General features: G+C 49.8%; 21 protein-coding genes. 20 read left to right on the top strand and 1 reads right to left on the bottom strand.

Going from position 1 to position 19371, the window contains the following annotated elements; all coding sequences use genetic code 11:
• Positions 1–109: 109 nt before the first annotated feature.
• The 6 genes from MFFC18_RS09955 (at position 110) to bamE (ending at position 6955) form a co-directional block, all read left to right on the top strand.
• The gene (locus tag MFFC18_RS09955; protein WP_075085072.1) at positions 110–982 is read left to right on the top strand and encodes a hypothetical protein; all 873 of its coding nucleotides are present in this window, start codon (positions 110–112) and stop codon (positions 980–982) included.
• Positions 983–3239: 2257 nt separating this feature from the next.
• Positions 3240–3833, top strand: coding sequence for a hypothetical protein (locus tag MFFC18_RS09950; RefSeq protein ID WP_148618779.1), 594 nt, complete (start codon positions 3240–3242; stop codon positions 3831–3833).
• On the top strand, positions 3764–4069 hold the full coding sequence (locus MFFC18_RS09945) for a transposase (RefSeq protein ID WP_068267815.1): 306 nt from the start codon (positions 3764–3766) through the stop codon (positions 4067–4069). The genes MFFC18_RS09950 and MFFC18_RS09945 overlap by 70 nt, the downstream gene beginning before the upstream one ends.
• Entirely contained in the window at positions 4066–4950 is an 885-nt protein-coding gene (locus MFFC18_RS09940; RefSeq protein WP_084416835.1) for an IS3 family transposase, read from the top strand. The genes MFFC18_RS09945 and MFFC18_RS09940 overlap by 4 nt, the downstream gene beginning before the upstream one ends.
• Before the next feature lie 839 nt (positions 4951–5789).
• The gene (locus MFFC18_RS09935) at positions 5790–6020 is read left to right on the top strand and encodes a hypothetical protein (RefSeq protein WP_148618778.1); all 231 of its coding nucleotides are present in this window, start codon (positions 5790–5792) and stop codon (positions 6018–6020) included.
• 635 nt (positions 6021–6655) lie between these two features.
• A complete protein-coding gene (gene bamE / locus MFFC18_RS09930) occupies positions 6656–6955 on the top strand; it encodes an outer membrane protein assembly factor BamE domain-containing protein (protein ID WP_075085661.1) in 300 nt (99 codons plus the stop codon).
• A gap of 208 nt (positions 6956–7163) precedes the next feature.
• Here the strand turns inward: bamE and MFFC18_RS09925 are convergent, their stop codons facing one another.
• Complete coding sequence (locus tag MFFC18_RS09925; RefSeq protein WP_148618728.1) at positions 7164–7481, bottom strand: hypothetical protein; 318 nt, start codon at positions 7479–7481, stop codon at positions 7164–7166.
• A 442-nt stretch (positions 7482–7923) separates the two neighbouring features.
• Here MFFC18_RS09925 and MFFC18_RS09920 point away from each other — a divergent pair, with 442 nt between their 5' ends.
• The 14 genes from MFFC18_RS09920 (at position 7924) to MFFC18_RS09860 (ending at position 19359) form a co-directional block, all read left to right on the top strand.
• Positions 7924–8178 carry a hypothetical protein gene (locus MFFC18_RS09920; protein ID WP_148618777.1) on the top strand — a complete coding sequence of 85 codons (255 nt, stop codon included), beginning with the start codon at positions 7924–7926 and terminating at the stop codon, positions 8176–8178.
• Positions 8179–8391: 213 nt separating this feature from the next.
• Positions 8392–8715: a hypothetical protein gene (locus MFFC18_RS09915; protein WP_148618776.1), complete on the top strand. Its 324-nt coding sequence runs from the start codon at positions 8392–8394 to the stop codon at positions 8713–8715.
• 216 nt (positions 8716–8931) lie between these two features.
• Positions 8932–9579 (top strand): hypothetical protein, encoded by a 648-nt coding sequence (locus MFFC18_RS09910; RefSeq protein WP_075082327.1) that lies wholly within the window; start codon positions 8932–8934, stop codon positions 9577–9579.
• Positions 9580–9779: 200 nt separating this feature from the next.
• Complete coding sequence (locus MFFC18_RS09905) at positions 9780–10178, top strand: hypothetical protein (RefSeq protein ID WP_148618775.1); 399 nt, start codon at positions 9780–9782, stop codon at positions 10176–10178.
• A 638-nt stretch (positions 10179–10816) separates the two neighbouring features.
• Positions 10817–11548 (top strand): hypothetical protein, encoded by a 732-nt coding sequence (locus tag MFFC18_RS09900; protein WP_075082325.1) that lies wholly within the window; start codon positions 10817–10819, stop codon positions 11546–11548.
• 592 nt (positions 11549–12140) lie between these two features.
• Positions 12141–12410 carry a hypothetical protein gene (locus MFFC18_RS09895; RefSeq protein WP_075082324.1) on the top strand — a complete coding sequence of 90 codons (270 nt, stop codon included), beginning with the start codon at positions 12141–12143 and terminating at the stop codon, positions 12408–12410.
• A gap of 225 nt (positions 12411–12635) precedes the next feature.
• Positions 12636–13052 (top strand): hypothetical protein, encoded by a 417-nt coding sequence (locus MFFC18_RS09890; protein WP_075082323.1) that lies wholly within the window; start codon positions 12636–12638, stop codon positions 13050–13052.
• 1222 nt (positions 13053–14274) lie between these two features.
• Positions 14275–14484, top strand: coding sequence for a hypothetical protein (locus MFFC18_RS09885; protein ID WP_148618774.1), 210 nt, complete (start codon positions 14275–14277; stop codon positions 14482–14484).
• A 178-nt stretch (positions 14485–14662) separates the two neighbouring features.
• Positions 14663–15184: a hypothetical protein gene (locus MFFC18_RS09880; RefSeq protein WP_075082320.1), complete on the top strand. Its 522-nt coding sequence runs from the start codon at positions 14663–14665 to the stop codon at positions 15182–15184.
• A gap of 224 nt (positions 15185–15408) precedes the next feature.
• The gene (locus MFFC18_RS25795) at positions 15409–15759 is read left to right on the top strand and encodes a cyclic-phosphate processing receiver domain-containing protein (RefSeq protein WP_202907488.1); all 351 of its coding nucleotides are present in this window, start codon (positions 15409–15411) and stop codon (positions 15757–15759) included.
• Between the two features lie 223 nt (positions 15760–15982).
• Complete coding sequence (locus MFFC18_RS09870) at positions 15983–16645, top strand: hypothetical protein (protein ID WP_075082319.1); 663 nt, start codon at positions 15983–15985, stop codon at positions 16643–16645.
• Between the two features lie 126 nt (positions 16646–16771).
• Positions 16772–17188 carry a hypothetical protein gene (locus MFFC18_RS09865; protein WP_075082318.1) on the top strand — a complete coding sequence of 139 codons (417 nt, stop codon included), beginning with the start codon at positions 16772–16774 and terminating at the stop codon, positions 17186–17188.
• A 1220-nt stretch (positions 17189–18408) separates the two neighbouring features.
• A complete protein-coding gene (locus tag MFFC18_RS24905; RefSeq protein ID WP_168211083.1) occupies positions 18409–18612 on the top strand; it encodes a hypothetical protein in 204 nt (67 codons plus the stop codon).
• Between the two features lie 264 nt (positions 18613–18876).
• The gene (locus MFFC18_RS09860; RefSeq protein WP_238381296.1) at positions 18877–19359 is read left to right on the top strand and encodes a hypothetical protein; all 483 of its coding nucleotides are present in this window, start codon (positions 18877–18879) and stop codon (positions 19357–19359) included.
• Positions 19360–19371: the final 12 nt, after the last annotated feature.

Here is a 19371-nt window from a genome sequence, read left to right as displayed (position 1 = left end):
CGCGGATGATTGGCTAACGCCAATTTTATCATCCGCTCCACTCACTACATACCTTTACCCCGCGTCTCGGTTAACGCGGGCGTTATCTGGCTTGAACAATTGGAGACTGATGAAGAACTTCATTGCCTACGCTTTGCACTTGCTCGCATCCTGCCTCTTCATATGTGGCATCGTAGGTGTTACTTGCTGGGGGTGTTTCCAGAAGCACCAGAATGCTTGGTGGCTGCTAGGGTTTTCATCAACACTTGGAACGTTTTCCATCATCGCTATAAATTTTGCGACATTTCAAATTGATTTAAGGCAACGTGTTTTGAATTGGCTAGTGCCTTGTGCCTTGGCTTTCGTTCTTATCCTTATCGGGATCTGGATCGGCTCGAGGTTGCCCCGCACTGGGCCTTCACGACGAGCAGACCTTTTTCAGTTGGCATCGCTTGCCCCTCTTTTAACTATCTGCCTTTCATTCACCCCGTATCTAATGCGAATCTACCGAGGGATTGCGTTGCTGCGCACTGATGAATCATCTAAACCGTCAGAGAAACCAGCCTCGGAGTTTGCCCAATTGGCCACCTTATTTGGCATTGCTTTGGCTTTACCTATCGCGGCAAACGTTGCCATCAATCATTTAGCGGGCCCCGTCTTCCTTATCTTGTCTGCCATCGCCTGTAGCCTTTTCGGAATGCTAATCCTCTATCCATTGATTTTGATTCTAATGAAATTTGACTGGACTGCATTCATCTGCATTGCCGTTGCATTGTTTTTGGTCACCTCGTCAACAATCGCCAGCATTTTGGTAGCCAACGCAGTAGCATTAACGCCGAGAGAGATTGCGATCACAACAACTGCAATCCTATCCGGCCCAACCATGCTAATGCTGTATTGCGCTGCGCTCCGTTTGCAAGGATTTAGGATCCTAATTCCACCACGTCGGTTTAGAACAAACAGCACGTCGAGTGCCAGTGGCATCCACCCACTTGATGCTTAAGACAATTCGCCAGATAACAATGTGTTGCACGCGAAGCCCGGCTTGCGTGCGAATTTTGAAGCAACGTTTACCGTCCGGGCTCGGTGAACACTGCCGTTATCCAGCTTGAGTCATGCAGTCGACATGCTCGCGCCATGTTTCAAATATCGCCAAGTTCTTTCCGTCGGCGAAACTTGTGGCTGTTTGGGCAGTTTAAACTGGGCAAGTATCGGCGTTATCCATCGGGCTGGATAACGTGGAGCCAAGGCTTCTGTATAACGTGGAGCTGAATTTGACTCGCTCGGAAAAAACCGATACAAAATGGTTCGTGCTTCCGCGTTATGCAGAAGTTTGTTAACGTTTCTTCAAAGATTATGCAGAAGAACTTCTGTATAACACTTGTTATCCAGCTTGGGTTTTTACGATGAACGCAAGCCAATCTTCGCTCACGAAAATTCTCGCAATAATTGCCCTGTACTGCTGTCTGCTTGCGTTCATCACCCAACTCCCATATTCACACGCGGGCCTCGCAACCGCAATTCTGAGCTTCGCTGTGTTTGTTATTTTCGAACTGGCGTGCGTTCACTCGAGTTCAACTTTTTCAGTGTTGGATTTCGCTAGATTCCTAGCATATCTCAGCAACTCAATTTTGAGTGCTTTTGTCGTGATGATCGTAGTCCATCCGAGTTTTGGCCCAGACCCAAAAAACATGAGTGAGTTCACACGCAACCTTGAATCTATTGCGTGGTTCTTCTCAATGTATGCTATGGCAATATCGGCTGCTTCCATCTTTGGCCTATTGCTAACGCTGTCTTCTGACTTTCGACAAATTTTCACTTTGCAATGGGCACTACTCAATGCATGCGGACTATTTGTTGCGATCTACACTCTTGCATGCTTGACGATTGAAACGTTAAACTGACCTCCGGCGAATCGCGGGATAACAAAGCGTTGAACCGAAGCCGCGTTTTCCGCTGTGCCAACATTGTTCCGCGGATGATGCTCGTGCCTCGCATTGTATCATCCGCTCCACTCACTACTTACCTTTTTCCCGCGTCTCGGTTAACGCGGGCGTTATCCAGACTGACTTGCCATTGCGTTTTAGATTAAAAACTTTGCTCCTTGCGGTAGTAGCTGCCGCGGTGGCTTGCTGGTGGTTCGCTCCGCTCACGCCAAGTTGTACTTTGGTCTCAGTATCCGAGATTCCTTCTCGCCACGAATCCCGCATGTTGCAGTGTCACATTGAACTGCGAAATGACGGACACACTTCAATTTACTATCATGGAGAACCTGGCGTAATCCAGACATTCTCTATAACAGACGGAAACGCGGACGACTCCAAAGAACGCGTGGTGTATGAAAATCGGAATGCCACGTGGCAGGTTCTGGCTCCCGGTCAATCTGCTGTCGCAATCTATCCGAAGTTCCGCGACAATTACCCTGTTTCAATCTCAACTCGGGTGTCTGATTGGCGTGGCCGCACAGGGTACTTTTCGACCATAATACCGCGAGAACGCTGATGGCAAATCAGTTCAGCACGATCCCCCGGAAATACGCAACTCACTCCGCTGTCTGGATAACAAAGCGTTGAACCGAAGCGGGGAGGTCTTCGCGGTTGGCAAGTCGCCGGATGGTCGCAGGCTCCCATTGTATCCGACTCCATTTTCACTAGTTCACATTCCTGGTCCGCTCGGTTAACGCGGACGTTATCCAGCTAAATACACACGTATGACACTAATTGGAATTGGTATCCCGGCGTTCCTTGCATTTGCATTCTCATTCTGCGCTCACTTTTGCTCGAATGATTTCGACACAGGATATCAACGAGGCGTGGTCGCCAGTGCGATCGCCAGCCTTCCACTAGGTGTGGTTGTGTCAATGTATTTGACGACAATTTGGAATTGCCCATCCATCGTGGCAGCGGTGCTTTCCGTAGCATTCCTAATCGCTTTCTCAATCTTTGCGTCATTCACGACGGGATTGCTTTTCTTGGCAGATTACAAAAGACTTTCAAAGTGACGTTGAATTCACATTGAGAACGCACGACGGTTTTCGAAAAAACGCTCGACTTCGTCTGGCCGATTCGATAAAATGCGGGACGTGCAAAGTGATGGGTGATCGCCGGATAACAAAGCGTTGAACCGAAGCGGAGATAGCTTCGTGGTTGGTTTGTCGCCGGATGGTCGCAGGCTCCCATTTTATCCGACTCCAGGTTCACTAATTTCCATTTTCAGGTCCGCTCGGTTAACCGGACGTTATCCGCCTTTCGGAGAAAACGATGAAAATCTGGATTCCAATTCTCCTCAGCCTCCTGATTACAGGGACATCCTGTGGCCAAAGCTCCGGAAAAGGCTCCAAAGATGGGTGCTTTGACCCGCAAACGAAAGTTGCCAACGACCGATGCCTCTTGGAATACGCAGAATTGGGCGGAAACGCATTTTACTGTAACGAAAATGGAACGCGTAATCCCAATGGTAGATCTGTATTTGTTTGGTATACCCACAATGAAGGAAAACGTGTCCCAACTAAAGCACTATTCAAACTAAAGAACATCGAAAAATTGCTGATGTACCCCGATCGAGTTGGTGCTTTGCGAATTGATGGCCCCATTCTTTTCGACGATGACCTTAAGGGAATCGACAAAATGGAAGGCTTGCAACAACTATTGATCTCTGGCGAATTTTCAAATGCAGCGCTAGATCATTTGTCCGAGTTAACAGAACTGAAAAACCTGTGGATTTGCGATAGCCCAAGACTGGCGGACTCCGGCGGAAGATACGAGAATCCGCTTTGGAGGAAGCAATGTCAAGCAATGGAAAACGCACACGCCGGACTTTTTCAGAAGAGTTCAAGCGTGATGCGGTCAATCTGATCGTCAGTGAGGGCTACTCGTTTCGAGCCGCCGCTGAAGCCGTCAATGTCAACGAGAACAGCCTTCGCAACTGGCATAGAAAGTATGCTCCGGAGCCTGAACCTTGCGGTCCCGAGGCATCGCTGCAACAGGTTCTTGAAGAGAACAAACGCCTTCGCAAGCAGCTGAAGCGTGCGGAACTGGAACGTGAAATCCTAAAAAAGGCGACGGCGTACTTCGCGAAGGAGTCGCAGTGAAGTACGCGTGGATCAAACAACATCGCGACCAGTATTCCATCACGCTGATGTGTGAAATCTTCGGTGTCAGCAAGAGCGGCTACTACGATTCGATTGATCGGCCCGAGAGTAAACGTGCGGTTCGTTCTCGCGCGATTCGCGAATCTGTGAAACAGGTCTACGAAGAATCAGGGCAGATCTACGGCAGCTACAAGATCGCTGAGGAACTTGCTAACGACGCTCAACTGGAAACGGCTTGTCGCAACACGGTAGCGACAGCCATGCGAGAAATGGGGCTTAAAAGCTGTGTTTCGCGACAGTTCAAACCAACGACGACCAAGTCAGACCCTGACAAAAAGCCTGCTGAGAATCTTCTCTCCCAGGAGTTTGATGCCGAGGCTCCGAATCGCAAGTGGGTGGCAGACATCACTTACTTGCCGACGGTCGGTGGTTGGGTTTACCTCGCAGTAGTGCTGGACCTGTTCAGCCGCAAAGTTGTCGGTTGGCAGATGAGCGATCGATTGACGACACCGATCGTTACCGAAGCCTTGAGGAAAGCGATTGAATCCAGACGGCCAGAGTCCGGAACGCTGCTTCATCACAGCGACCGAGGCTGTCAGTACACCAGCGACGCGTTTCAGGGAATTCTTCGCACGCTGAACATTCAGTGCTCGATGAGCCGAACAGGATGCTGTTACGACAATGCCGTCATGGAGCGCTTCTTCTGGTCGCTGAAGCACGAATGGACGAAGCATCGTCGCTACGGAAACCTTGAAGAGGCTCGCATCAGCGTCTTCAAATACATCGAGGCGTTTTACAACTCGAAGAGAATTCATCAAACTCTGGGATACCAGACGCCCGAAGAATTCGAAAGAAACTATCGTGCAGCTTTAGCTGCTTAACATGAAACCGGAGTCCGCCGGTCTTGGGCTATCGCAATTTCAGACACTCGTATTACTGGAAAAGGGCTTTCGAAACTAAAATTTCTTACGTCGCTTGAATTGCTTCACTGCGATTCTAGTGGTTTGACCAAAAACGATTTCAACGAACTCAAGGCATTGTCAAACCTGAAAAACCTCGAAATTTACGACGCAGAGGATATTGAGACCGACGTAAGCGAGTTACTTCCAAACACGTCTGTCAATCATCTGCCCGTTCGAAATCAACCCCTCAAAGCTAAAAACGGCGGATAACAATGCGTTGAACCGAAGCGTTCACAGCGTTAGGGTTGACCAGTCGCCGGATGGTCGCAGGCTCCCATTGTATCCGGCTCCATTTTCACCAATTTACATTTCTAGGTCCGCTCGGTTAACGCGGACGTTATCCTGCGGAGCTATCGCGCCGACATGCTCGTGGCATGCAATGAATTGCGGTCAGCAGCACCAAGGCATGCGGCCATTGCAACGGACATGCTCGAAGGCGGTTGCCGACACAATGGCAGCAAGCACCTGCAACACGAATTCGATCGCAATACTTTGATTGAGCAAGTTCGCTCCGACATGCGGTCGACATGCTGAGTCATGCGGTAGAACATGCTCGACTTCGATTGGCCGACTCGTTAGAATTCGAGCATGGACCCGGCCCGCTGCAGGATAACAATGCGTTGAACCGAAGCGGAGATGGCTGCGTGGTTGGCAAGTCGCCGGATGGTCGCAGGCCCCCATTGTATCCCACTCCATTTTCACTAATTTACGTTTTCAGGTCCGCTCGGTTAACGCGGGCGTTATCCAGCGGAACTATCTTGCGTCGACATGCTCGTGACATGCGAGAGAATGCAGTTTGCAGCGTGATGACATGCGGCCTTTGCGCGGACGTATTCGAGAACTGGGCGAATGCAGGCACAAAGGCAGCACGCGTTGGCAAAATCAATCCGACCGAAGTCGTCATTCATCCGCAAACTCGCTCTGACGTGCAATTAACATGCTCGAACCATGCGGACGACGTGCTCGACTTCGCCGCGGCAGGTCGCTAGAATTAAAGAACGCTCGGACCGCACTCGCGGATAACAAAGCGTTGAACCGAAGCCGTGAAATCTTCGTGGCCGATCAGTTGTCGGATGGTCGTGCCTCCCATTGTATCCGACTCAACTAAACAAACTTCAGTCCGTGTTGCCGCGTCTCGGTTAACGCGGACGTTATCCAGCGGAGCTATCTTGCGTCGACATGCTCGTGACATGCGATGAAATGCGGTTGGCAGTGTGATGACATGCGGCATTTGCACGAACGCGCTCGACAACTGATCGAATGTAGGCATAAAGATAGCAAGCATTTGCAAAACCAAGCTAATCACGAACGTCATTCATCCGCAACCTCGCTCTGACATGCAATTGACATGCTCGAATCATGCGGACGACGTGCTCGACTTCGCTGGGGCAGGTCGCTAGAATTGGGGAACGCTGGGGGCCGCACTCGCGGATAACAAAGCGTTGAACCGAAGCGGAGATGGCTTTGTGGTTGGCTTGTCGCCGGATGGTCGCAAGCTCCCATTGTATCCGACTCCGATTTCACTAATTTATATTTTCAGGTCCGCTCGGTTAACGCGGGCGTTATCCAGCGGAGTTAGAGCGCGCGGACTACACGATCGGAATTGTGCCCACATCCTTGATCCATGCTTCAAAAAACAGCATCGCAGAATTCTGACCTCAAACCCTTTCTGAAATTCTGCGCGACTGTTGCTTTTGCTTTGATGTTGGCTGGCTCCATCCCGATTGTTGCTTCGTATTACTTCGGTGCGTCTGCAGACAACGTGATGGCGATTGATCCTGGCATGACTAAGGCCCAAGTCGAAAAACTTTTGGGAACTCCGGATCAAATCGACGGCGCCAATTGGTTGTACAGTGTCCGCGGACATAGTGACCTGGTTCAAATCCAATTCACCAATGGCAGAGTAATCCAAATCTCATTCTAATCGAACATGCTCGACTTCGATTGGCTAGTTCGTTAAGCTATTGGAAAGCTGGGCACACGGTTCGCTGGATAACAATGCGGTGAACCGAAGTCGTGACAGTCGTCCGGCAAATTCCTAAAACTAAACTAACTTCAGTCCGTGTTGCCGCGCCTCGGTTACCGCGGGCGTTATCCCACTCCTGTGAATGTACAGGCACATGTATTCAAAACTAGACAGAAAGCGGATACGCAAGCTTGCTGACACTGCCCATGAGCGTCTTTTGCTGGGAGAACTTTCCAAGCTTCGGGCTGGCATAGAATCTGTCGAGAATGGTGAAATCTCCGCTATCGAGATGAACCATCGTATCCATGTTTTTCACAACGGCATATCGCGAGAACTGTACAAGCGGTTTACGGGCTCTGCGTCTGAATTCGCCGTGTTTCGCGCCTACATTGATGGCGCGTTGACCGACATTGATTTTGCGGGCGCCTCCAATACAATCATAAGTGAGCGTGATCAATTCATCTTGCTCCATAAAGACATGCAAGACGACGCCTAAGAATGGCGAAACCGTTGGTTGCTCATTACGCGGGATAACAAAGCGTTGAACCGAAGCCGCGTTTCCCGCTGTACCAACATCGTTCCGCGGATGATGCTCGTGCCTCGCATTGTATCATCCGCTACACTCACTACATACCTTTTCGCCGCGTCTCGGTTAACGCGGGCGTTATCCCGCTCATCTGAACATGGTTTGGTTTACAAAATACCTATGGCTTGTTTCCGACGACAGTGGCGATTCATTTGGATGTGACTGCCGCAAGGCGATCGTCGACGCTTCTTGGCATCGGAAAGATGTGTTTCCCGCTGGCGGGTCTGGCTGGCTTTGGCCATGCACAGTTTGCTGTCGATCATTCATGTTTGCGAAATGCGTTCGACTGAGAGGATCACTTCGAACATTGGCCGCGAAACAAACACCGCGGAACCAAAAATTGATTACTGACGGCCAATTGATCGAAAACAATCTGCTGGTAACACCCGAGGATTGGATGGATGCCGTTTTGCCGATACACGAATCAATAGAACTTGGGCAGCGATACGTGTTTTTAGATGGAATCGCATTGCCCGCCAAACACGGCCCGGTAAAATTCGATGGTCTTGTCAAATCGCACGATTTGCCCGACCTGCCTCATCTGTCGGACTCACTGATGGAAGAGACGTTGGCGAATCCAGAATACTGGTCGTAGGGGCAGCGCGGGATAACAAAGCGTTGAACCGAAGCGTCCACAGCGTTAGGGTTGGCCAATCGTCGGATGGTCGTACCTCCCATTATATCCGACGACTGTTTTCACAACTTCAACACTTTCCGACGCCTCGGTTAACGCGGGCGTTATCCAGCTCAGGAACAGCGAATCATGACCGACTCGATTGCGCTGCTAGTTGGAACGTTCGCAATCGCGATGCTGGCCAAGAATTACATGTTGCGCAACTACGAACGGGAGCAAGCGACGACTCGTTTCATTATCTTTATTGGCGCATTCACACTCGTCATCTGGCTTGTTTTTCCCGATCCCACGAGTCGCCATGTGAGGCCTGCTGTCAAGTATGTCGCTTTGCCGGTCGCAGTATTTGGCGTTCCGCTGACATCGTTCATGTCTTACGTTCTAAGAGACGAGAAACCGACAGGATTTTCGATTCAAGACTTGGCTGAATTTCTCTTTCTTCCATTCTGGCTCATCGTTTGCTACGGCACAATCATCGCGTTAAACTGGGTTTGGATTTAAATCAAACACAACGCAGCATGCACGTGATCGCGGGATAACAAAGCGTTGAACCGAAGCCGTGAAATCTTCTTGGCCGATCAGTCGTCGGATGGTCGTGCCTCCCATTATATCCGACTCAACTAAACAAACTTCAGTCCGTGTTGCCGCGTCTCGGTTAACACGGGCGTTATCCAGACCGGGCTTTTCTCTCGACAACAGCCCCTTCACTGCCAAGAAATGCAATCACCAATCCTTCTCGTAGCGGTTGCCGTCACGCCAGTTGAGTTCTTGGCGGCAGCTTTCTTCGCGTTCGTGTCAATCGTTGCCTTTCTTCTTTGGGTTCGTGCCAAGGGGTTTCGTGTCGAAAGGGAAATGGTTGAATATGCCGATAAGATTGGTGCAGTCTTTCATGAGGAAATGTCTTGTGAAGAGTTCCTGAAACCGTTCGCTGCTTTTGAGTTGATGAACAGGTTCTACAGAAACAGGTCGACTGCACGTCGCGTTGTTTATCCATCCGATTTTGGCGACATTCATTTGTTTTTCTATCAATATGCTGATAGTCCACCGGGCGCTCCGGCCGGATCGTTCAGGTGCGTTACGGTTCTTGCATGCAGAGAATCATTTGGAATAGGACATCAGATAGTTTCGACTAACCTATGGTCAAAATTCGTCGAAGCAATTTCTGCTCGCAAGGACACGAACAATCCACTAAAGAAACTCATAGCAAAGAAACGGCGATGCCAATTGGAGGTCAATGAATCGGGCACTATGCTACACTTCATGACATACATCTATCAGCCAAAAGAAATACCACGACTTGTCTTTGAGTTCACGGAACTTTTGCGAAACATGGCACAAATCGCACAATCCGCAGCATGCGAATAGACTACACTTGAATTTTGGGTCAGTACAACGCCTAGCGATCTGCTGTCTGGATAACAAAGCGTTGAACCGAAGCGTCCACAGCGTTAGGGCCGGCCAGTCGTCGGATGTCCGCTTCGCTACCATTGTATCCTCCTCCGTTTTCACAAATTCAAACCTTTTCGACGCCTCGGTTAACGCGGGCGTTATCCAGACTGACTTCAGTGGCGAGATTTTCAATAGCCGTTATCGAGTTGTTTGTAGACACTGGAGATCGGCGAGTGATCGTAGTGCCCTACGCGCGAGATGCCGTAAGTAACCGAGCGTCGGGTGATTCACTGGAATTCACCTGGGAGGAGTTTCTTGATACGGGCGTCGACAGATTGAATTGGCACCTTGATCATTTTCATGATCAAGATCCAGACATCCCGTCTGAGTTTTATCAGCGAATGAGTGAACCGGAACGTCAAGAAATCAAAAACTCTTCAATCCACCTGATGGTTTCAAAACTGCGCCACATTACGAACGCGAAAATCAGGCGACAAGACCAACGTGAATGCCTAGAAATTGACTATCCACTTCCTAACCAAATTATTGAATACTTGAAGACAAGGCTGGGCTGAGCTTGCACAAATTCGGCAATTTCAAATACTTCACTTCGACGAATCACCTTGATAGAATTGGACAGCAATACACTCCGCTGTCTGGATAACAATGCGTTGAACCGAAGCGGAGAAGCCTTCGTGGTTGGCTAGTTGCCGGATGGTCGCAGGCTCCCATTGTATCCGACTCCATTTTCACTAATTCACATTTTTTGGTCCGCTCGGTTAACGTGGACGTTATCCAGCGGAGCTATCTGGCGTCGACAGGCTCGTGACGTGCAAGTAAATGCGACTGGCAGCGTGACGACATGCGGACATGCTCGGCAACCAATCGAATACTGGAATGTCGGCAGCACGCATTGGCAAAGCCAACCCGACCCAAGGGGTCATTCATCTGCAAGCTCGCTCTGACGTGCAATTAATATGCTCTAGCCATGCGGACGACATGCTCGACTTCGCTGGGTCAGGTCGCTAGAATTAAGGAACGCCGGGGACGGCAATCGCGGATAACAAAGCGTTGAACCGAAGCGGAGATGGCTTCGTGGTTGGTTTGTCGCCGGATGGTCGCAGGCTCCCATTATATCCGACTCCAGTTTAACCAATTCACATTTCCAGGTCCGCTCGGTTAACGCGGACGTTATCCAGACGGAGACATTTCGATGATCAACTCAGCGTTATCCATTGCTTCTCTGCTGTTGTTCACTCTGTGCGCGACTATTTCGTCGGCGCAAGACATTCCACTCAAGGCTGACGAATGGGTTATTGTCGAATCGCCATTTGGGGAAATTCCAGATTTCAGCGAGTATGGCAGACTGTTTGGCGTATGGCAGGAGTACCAAGCGTACTCAGAAGGCTGGTCGATGCCCGATGGTTTTGCGGACCTTGATGAGGAACTGGAATTAAAGATGCCAACTTTTGGCGATGCACTGTTTCACTTAAAGACGGTGGATGTTAAACGAGGCGAAATGGCCGTGGGGTTCGTGAATTGGGACGTAAAGAAATCGAACTTTTCTTTTTACACCTATACGATTAAGGTTCGAAAACTGAACAAAAAACTGGCATTCTTTATTTCAATGCCCGAATTGGATGACAGGTTTCTGGTCGCACTGTCTGAGATTTCCGAGAATTCAGACCACATCCGCCTCTACTTTCCAAATATAACGAATATGAAGAAATCCGCCTCGCTTGCGAATTCTATCGACGTTTCACGTTCACTCATCACGTCAAGCGGGGCAAACTTTCTCGGTGACAACGCAGACTTTGCAATTCGAATGTTCAATGACAAACCAAGTTTTTCTATACGGCGTTTCCGACCAACAGAAATTCCAAAATCAGTGGCAAAGCCAGTAGGTGCTGATGCAAAAGATGGAGAGACCAAAAAAGAAAAATAAACCGGATCACCCGGTCGTCTGGATAACAAAGCGTTGAACCGAAGCGTCCATTTCGTCAGGGTTGGCCAAGTCGTCGGATGGTCGTACCTCCCATTATATCCGACGACTGTTTTCACAACTTCAACACTTTTCGACGCCTCGGTTAACGTGGGCGTTATCCAGCGGAGCTATCTTGCGTCGACATGCTCGTCACATGCGATGAAATGCGGTTGGCAGTGTGATGGCATGCGGCATTTGCACGAACGCGCTCGACAACTAATCGAATGTAAGCATAAAGATAGCAAGCATTTGCAAAACCAAGCTAATCACGAACGTCATTCATCCGCAACCTCGCTCTGACATGCAATTGACATGCTCGAATCATGCGGACGACGTGCTCGACTTCGCTGGGGCGGGTCGCTAGAATTAGGGAACGCTGGGGCTGCACTCGCGGATAACAAAGCGTTGAACCGAAGCGGAGATGGCTTCGTGGTTGGCCAGTCGTCGGATGGTCGTACCTCCCATTGTATCCGACGACTGTTTTCACGAATTCATACCTAATCGACGCCTCGGTTAACGCGGGCGTTATCCAGACTGAGTTTCAGGTAATGAAATGCTCGCATTCAAAATCATATTAAACGGCGACGTGATCTGCACTGCTGGTGCTGATGATGGTCACCGCGTTTTGGGGGCCGCTCTCAGTTGGACACACAGGACGCCGGATGATATCGATTTTCACGTGAGTGGCGTTCCTGAAACGAATCAACTTTTCGACTACGACGTTCCCGCTATCAAAATTGGGGACAAAATCACGATCGAGGTTGTCGATACCGACGACATATCAAAGCCGGACACAGTCAAACCACCTAACGATTGGCGGTGACGGGCCTCGTAGGCATGCTCGACTGCGGCAATTGACGCCGATAGAATACTGAAACACAAATCACTCGGCTGTCTGGATAACAATGCGTTGAACCGAAGCGGAGATGGCTTCGTGATTGGTTTGTCGCCGGATGGTCGCAGGCTCCCATTGTATCCGGCTCCATTTTCACTAATTTACATTTTCAGGTCCGCTCGGTTAACGCGGACGTTATCCAGCTCAATCCGCATGACCACTGATCGAAAACTGCTTGAAACGCTGCTTGTCGATCACGTCGCGCAATATCGTGCGACCTCCTATCAAGATCTCGCTTCACGCCTGGGATCACCGAGACATTCAGATCATCTCGACGTATTTAACGGCACGACACCTGACGGAATACCGTATACTATCGAGACGAATATACTGTGGGATGACAAAGCCAAAGGGCACATTCGAGTCATCGCCGATCTGTCACCAATACTCGCGGATGCCTGTTTGGATTGCTTCCCGTCTTCACGCCAGATGTGGCTGACACTTCTATCATGTCGCCTGAGGGTGGATTCATTTTCGAACGATAACACGACTCCTGGCCCTTACCTTTTCATCGAGAATGCGACTTTTTTTGATGTTGACGCGCTCAATCATGCGCGCTCACACAACTAAAAACTGAACTCGGTCCACGACGTGCGCAGGATAACAATGCGTTGAACCGAAGCGTCCAATGCGTTAGGGTTGGCCAGTCGCCGGATGGTCGCAGGCTCCCATTATATCCGACTCCTTTTTTCACGAATTCAAACCTTTTTGACGCCTCGGTTAACGCGGGCGTTATCCAGACTGGGTCCCGTGCGATTCACAACCAGGACATTTTTGATTTTCGTAGCGATCACATTTGTGGCGATGTCCATTGTGCTTGAGCCAGCGAGGAGACAACAAAAAACCGTCAGGCAGATACAGTCTCATGGCGGCGCCGTTGGCTTCGATGACTGCCAGTATTTTTGTATCGCCGACGAAAACTCATTGAGAAGAAATCTGCTATGTAGCGCATGCTGCGCGAGGATTCCACGAAACAAATACAGTAAACTCGAGAATTATCTCAAACAACTTCCGCGGCTGAACAAGATTATCGTTTACGGTGACAGCGAGACTCGAAACGCTGAAATCGAATCCACATTCCCTGACGCGAAGATTGTCGATATGAACCAGGCATTGCTTGACCTACTGCGAAATTAAACGCTTGCAGTAACGCAATGCCTCGAAAAATGCAGCTCAGGCCTGTACAATTGGAATGCAAATCACCCGGCTGTCTGGATAACAAAGCGTTGAACCGAAGCGTTCACAGCGTTGGGGTTGGCCAGTCGTCGGATGGTCGTACCTCCCATTGTATCCGACTCCTATTTTCACAAATTCAAACCTTTTCGACGCCTCGGTTAACGCGGGCGTTATCCTGCGGAGCTATCGCGCGCCGACATGCTCGTGGCATGCAACGAATTGCGGTCAGCAGCGCAAAGGCATGCGGCCATTGCAACGGACATGCTCGAAGGCGGTTGCGGACACAATGGCAGCAAGCACCTGCAGTACGAATCCGATCGCAGCACTTTGGTTTGGCCAAGTTCGCTCCGACACGCGGTCAACATGCTCGAATCATGCGGCAGAACATGCTCGACTTCGATTGGCCGACTCGTTAGAATTGGAGCACGGCCCCGGCCCGTTGCAGGATAACAAAGCGTTGAACCGAAGCGGAGATGGCTTCGTGGTTGGCAAGTCGCCGGATTGTCGCGGGCTCCCATTGTATCCGACTCCATTTTCACTAATTTACGTTTTTAGGTCCGCTCGGTTAACGCGGACGTTATCCAGCGGAACTATCTTGCGTCGACAGGTTTGTGACATGCAAGAAAATGCAGTTTGCAGTGTGATGAAATGCAGCCCTTGCGCGGACGTATTCGAGAACTGGGCGAATGCAGGCACAAATACAGCACGCATTGGCAAAGTCAATCAGATCGAAGGCGACATTCACCCCCAACCTCGCTCTGACGTGCAATTGACATACTCGAATCATGCGGACGACGTGCTCGACTTCGCTGGGGCAGGACGCTAGAATTAAGGTACGCCAAGGACGGCAATCGCGGATAACAAAGCGTTGAACCGAAGCGGAGATGGCTTCGTGGCTGGTTTGTCGCCGGATGGTCGCAGGCTCCCATTGTATCCGACTCCAGTTTCACTAATTTACATTTTCAGGTCCGCTCGGTTAACGCGGACGTTATCTGGCTAACCAAATGGCTGAACCAAAAACTGATTGTACAGGATGCGGTCGGGCGATCCTTACGCGAACGGCCGAGCGCAACAAAGGCATGTGCAAGCCGTGTTTTCGCGAAGCCGAACGCTTTTCCGCCCACTTAAACTCACAAGCCGTCTATCGTGACGCAGGGCCCAGCATCTCCGGCTTCAGAAACGCGTTCATCGAATTCACTGAAGGGGTTGGGACCATATTCAGCAATCATGCAGTTTGCCGAGACACCGCTGTGCGCGACGAAATTTGCGGGATCCTACAGAAAACACTGCTGAACGGAAACACAAAACTGCACGCTCAGGCTTCGTATGCGACAATGGATCCGGCGGTGGATGCAAGTATTAAGAAATTGCTTCAAGGGTTTCTCGGTAAACCAATAGTCCATGAATTTATCCAGCAACACGCTGATGAACTTCGAATAAAACTGATTGGAACAATGATGACCGATAGATCAGTGGTTTCCAGTTCTGGTGAAGATTTGTACGAACTTCTTGGCGAATGGGTTTGAGTGATTGACATTCTTCGCCGCGCTGGAGATACGTCGCCAGATAACAATGCGTTGAACCGAAGCGGAGAGGTCGTCACGGTTGACTTGTCGCCGGATGGTCGCAGGCTCCCATTGTATCCGACTCCATTTTCACTAATTCACATTTTCAGGTCCGCTCGGTTAACGCGGGCGTTATCCAACCAAACTATCTCGCGCAGACAGGCTCGAACTAGCACGTCAAATTCATGACTGAAATGCTCACCTTGCTTTGGTTGGACGATGAACGCAATCCCGCAGAACAGCGATGGCAAAGCTGTTTTCCAATTCAGCACGCCACGATTCAATGGGTTAAATCCTACGCAGAATTTGCTGAATGGATATTGGAACACTCAATTCCTGATGCAATTTGTTTCGACCATGATTTAGGCGACGGTCCCTCAGGAATGGATTGCGCGAAATGGCTTGTCGATTTCTGTCTCGATCACGATGAAAAATTACCGCAGTGGAATATTCAAAGCGCAAATCCAATTGGAAAGCGAAATATCGAGGCACTTCTCAAGAGCTTCGAGCGAGTTCAAGGCGAATCCACAGACTGACGGACATACTCGACTTCGATTGGCTGATTTATTACGATATTGAGAGCGTTTCACCCGGCTGCTTGGATAACAATGCGTTGAACCGAAGCCGTGAAACTTGCTTGGCCGATCAGTCGTCGGATGGTCGCAGGCTCCCATTATATCCGACTCAACTAAACCAAATTCAGTCCGTGTTGCCGCGTCTCGGTTAACGCGGACGTTATCCCGCCTAACCAAAGCATAAATGAAAACTGACACCCAAAACCAATTCTACGCGTTCGCGCTTGAAGCAATGCGTCTTTACTGGGGTGACACAGAAACTCGGTTGCCAAAGCTTATTGTCACTGCGGGGCTTGCACTGCTCGCATCTCCTCTTTGGGAGCTTATTGTTTACATCGCGGCTGGTGAAAAATACTCGGCAATCATCGACAAATATCAAGACGGATCACAAACGGTAGGATTTATACTACTCGCATTTGGGACCATGCTCTTCGTTTGGTTGAAAAGTAGAAATCCAGTCCAACGAGGGCCAAAACCAAGAGACCTAAAACTATCGGTCACCTGCTCCCACATGATGGTTTCAACTGGCGAAACATTGCGTTGCATTGTGTTGGAAATGGCAAATCATGGAACATTGCCTGTAACCATCAAGGCAGCGGAACTTAAACTCGATACAGGAGCTCGTTTGTTTATTGGAACGAACTGTTTAACCAATGAGATATTCGGAAATGTTTCTATTCAACCGGGCGACACCTACTCGCTCCCCATTTCGGTCGATATATTTGCTGATAATGATATCGACCCTGATCGCGTCGCGTCCGCAACAGTCAGGGATGGGTTAGGAGAAACGCATGAAAATACCGAAGATATTCGTGATGTAATCGAAACAATAAAAGGCTGGATCTAACGATACCGGCGGGATAACAAAACGATGAACCGAAGCGGCGGATTATTGCGGTTTTGAGATGGAGAATCTAATCCCGCCACTCGGTTAACGCGGACGGTATCCAGACTGAGCAAGGAGTGCGGCGTTATGACCAAAATCTCGATTAGGTTTCTGTTGGTTGCCGTTGCCCTTTTCGCCATCGGCTTTACCTACTCTCCCGGCTTGACCATCCTGTTGCTGAGCTTTGTGCCGCTATTTCTTTGCCTCATTCTGCTGTTTCGGAATCGAATAGGAAGCGCTGCGAAAATGCTTGTGATTGCCGCGCTACTGATATCGATCTTCCCAATTTATGTCACGAGCATCGGGCCATTGGTTTGGCTGGATAGCCGGCTTGAATATGAATTGAATTACTACCACGTATACGCTCCACTAGAACCAATCGCAGAATCCACCGGCATGATTTCGCCGTTGGCCAGCTACACAAGGCTTTGGACCAATCCTGAGCCACAAACACTGCCAAATGAAGCGTATGTTCAAATGCAATCACAGGCGACACGACAGTAATGCTCGACTTCGATTGGTTTGGCCAATAGAATACCGAGAATAGATCACCCGGCTGTCTGGATAACAAAGCGTTGAACCGAAGCGTCCTACGCTTCCCGGCCGATCTGTCGCCGGATGGTCGTGCCTCCCATTGTATCCGACTCCATTTTCACAACCTCAACACTTTTCGACGCCTCGGTTAACGCGGGCGTTATCCAGACTGGGGTTCCATGCCATGAATCCATACGAAACTCCGACCGTAAAGGCGACGTCGCAAGGCAAAACCAATAATAGATACGGATACGTTCAGGTTTCTGTAGGATACGGACTACTGGCTTTATACGTCTTTATTGTCTCGCAACTTGGTCAACTTGCGAATTCCACCGCCACATTTGATCGAGTAGCATTTCGCAATAGCCTTGTATGGTTGGTGCCTTTCTTGGTACTGATTCCCTGGCTTAGCTACAAATCACTGACGCCAAACAACCTTTCAAAGATTCGGATAAGCTCCGCAATTCTCTTGCTGATCTTTCTCGTTTGCACGACTTTGGTACTCCCGATGTTTGACTATCCTTAATTGAATGCCTGTCGCAAGAACACCCGATTTTGATGGGTGGAACCGCTACGGCAACGAAGTAAATCATTGCGCAGTCTTGATAACAAAGCGTTGAACCGAAGCGGAGAGGCCTTCGTGGTTGGCCTGTCGCCGGATGGTCGTTCCTCCCATTATATCCGACTCCAGTTTCACTAATTTCCATTTCTTGGTCCGCTCGGTTAACGCGGACGTTATCCAGCGGAGCTATCTTGCGTCGACATGCTCGTGACATGCGATGAAATGCGGTTGGCAGTGTGATGACATGCGGCATTTGTACGAACGCGCTCGACAACTAATCGAATGTAGGCATAAAGATAGCAAGCATTTGCAAAACCAAGCTAATCACGAACGTCATTCATCCGCAACCTCGCTCTGACATGCAATTGACATGCTCGAATCATGCGGACGACGTGCTCGACTTCACTGGGGCAGGTCGCTAGAATTAGGGAACGCTGGGGGCTGCACTCGAGGATAACAAAGCGTTGAACCGAAGCGGAGATGGCTTCGTGGTCGGCTAGTCGCCGGATGGTCGCAGGCTCCCATTGTATCCGACTCCAGTTTCACTAATTCACATTACTTGGTCCGCTCGGTTAACGCGGACGTTATCCAGCGGAGCTATCTTGCGTCGACATGCCCGTGACATGCGATGAAATTCGGTTGGCAGCTTGATGACATGCGGCATTTGGGCGAACGCGCTCGACAACTAATCGAATGTAGGCATAAAGGCAGCACGCATTGGCAAGTCAATCTGACCGAAGGCGTCATTCATCCGCAACCTCGCTCTGACGTGCAATTGGCATGCTCGAATCATGCGGACGACGTGCTCGACTTCGCCGGGGCATGTCGCTAGAATTAGGGAACGCTGGGCTGCACTCGCGGATAACAATGCGTTGAACCGAAGCGGAGATGGCTTCGTGGTTGGTTTGTCGCCGGATGGTCGCAGGCTCCCATTATATCCGACTCCAGTTTCACTAATTTACATTTCTCGGTCCGCTCGGTTAACGCGGACGTTATCCGCCTGCGCGAAATTATTTCAGATTGAACGTAACGAATCGCGATCTCGTTCGTGCTAATGTTGTTGACGCTTCCCAAACCTAAATCGGAGTCTCAGGCTATGCGATTGCTTGCATCTGTATTCATACTTCTTTTCTGCCTTGGTGCTTCTTCATTTGCCGTCGATGACAACGAGCCGGTGACTTTGATGGGAACCATCGTCAAGTGGCGATATCCTAAATCACAGTTCAACGGTGCGGCGATGTCAGATGCCAAGAATATGGACGCGAGCGAAAAACGCACTGCTCCGTCCATAATGCTCAAAACCACAATGACGACGGAAGACTCCGTCGAAGACGTGCTCAAATTCTATCAAGTATTACTTAAACGCGACCCCAAAATCGACGACAAGCTGGGAGACAAAGCCGAAGCTGGCAGGTCAGTTATATTCAGTGATGAATCTGACGGTCGACCATTTGCTTTCCACATAATATCCGTGAACACCTCCACTGCATCGACCACTCTGACTATTACTCGCGGTGTTGACGAAACTGAAACACGGATCACATGGAAACGCTATTTGCAACTCCAAGTCGGCGGATAACACAACGATGAA

Source organism: Mariniblastus fucicola (genome assembly GCF_008087665.1).
GTDB classification, from domain to species: domain Bacteria; phylum Planctomycetota; class Planctomycetia; order Pirellulales; family Pirellulaceae; genus Mariniblastus; species Mariniblastus fucicola.
This window is presented reverse-complemented; position numbering and strand designations above follow the sequence as displayed.

Excerpts from the sequence above, each read along its gene's own strand:
- MFFC18_RS09955 (WP_075085072.1), top strand. The coding sequence starts at position 110 with ATGAAGAACTTCATTGCCTACGCTTTGCACTTGCTCGCATCCTGCCTC.
- MFFC18_RS09950 (WP_148618779.1), top strand. The coding sequence starts at position 3,240 with ATGAAAATCTGGATTCCAATTCTCCTCAGCCTCCTGATTACAGGGACA.
- MFFC18_RS09945 (WP_068267815.1), top strand. The coding sequence starts at position 3,764 with ATGTCAAGCAATGGAAAACGCACACGCCGGACTTTTTCAGAAGAGTTC.
- bamE (WP_075085661.1), top strand. The coding sequence starts at position 6,656 with ATGCTTCAAAAAACAGCATCGCAGAATTCTGACCTCAAACCCTTTCTG.
- MFFC18_RS09915 (WP_148618776.1), top strand. The coding sequence starts at position 8,392 with ATGCTGGCCAAGAATTACATGTTGCGCAACTACGAACGGGAGCAAGCG.
- MFFC18_RS09910 (WP_075082327.1), top strand. The coding sequence starts at position 8,932 with ATGCAATCACCAATCCTTCTCGTAGCGGTTGCCGTCACGCCAGTTGAG.
- MFFC18_RS09900 (WP_075082325.1), top strand. The coding sequence starts at position 10,817 with ATGATCAACTCAGCGTTATCCATTGCTTCTCTGCTGTTGTTCACTCTG.
- MFFC18_RS09895 (WP_075082324.1), top strand. The coding sequence starts at position 12,141 with ATGCTCGCATTCAAAATCATATTAAACGGCGACGTGATCTGCACTGCT.
- MFFC18_RS09890 (WP_075082323.1), top strand. The coding sequence starts at position 12,636 with ATGACCACTGATCGAAAACTGCTTGAAACGCTGCTTGTCGATCACGTC.
- MFFC18_RS09885 (WP_148618774.1), top strand. The coding sequence starts at position 14,275 with ATGCAAGAAAATGCAGTTTGCAGTGTGATGAAATGCAGCCCTTGCGCG.
- MFFC18_RS09880 (WP_075082320.1), top strand. The coding sequence starts at position 14,663 with ATGGCTGAACCAAAAACTGATTGTACAGGATGCGGTCGGGCGATCCTT.
- MFFC18_RS25795 (WP_202907488.1), top strand. The coding sequence starts at position 15,409 with ATGACTGAAATGCTCACCTTGCTTTGGTTGGACGATGAACGCAATCCC.
- MFFC18_RS09870 (WP_075082319.1), top strand. The coding sequence starts at position 15,983 with ATGAAAACTGACACCCAAAACCAATTCTACGCGTTCGCGCTTGAAGCA.
- MFFC18_RS09865 (WP_075082318.1), top strand. The coding sequence starts at position 16,772 with ATGACCAAAATCTCGATTAGGTTTCTGTTGGTTGCCGTTGCCCTTTTC.
- MFFC18_RS24905 (WP_168211083.1), top strand. The coding sequence starts at position 18,409 with ATGAAATTCGGTTGGCAGCTTGATGACATGCGGCATTTGGGCGAACGC.
- MFFC18_RS09860 (WP_238381296.1), top strand. The coding sequence starts at position 18,877 with ATGCGATTGCTTGCATCTGTATTCATACTTCTTTTCTGCCTTGGTGCT.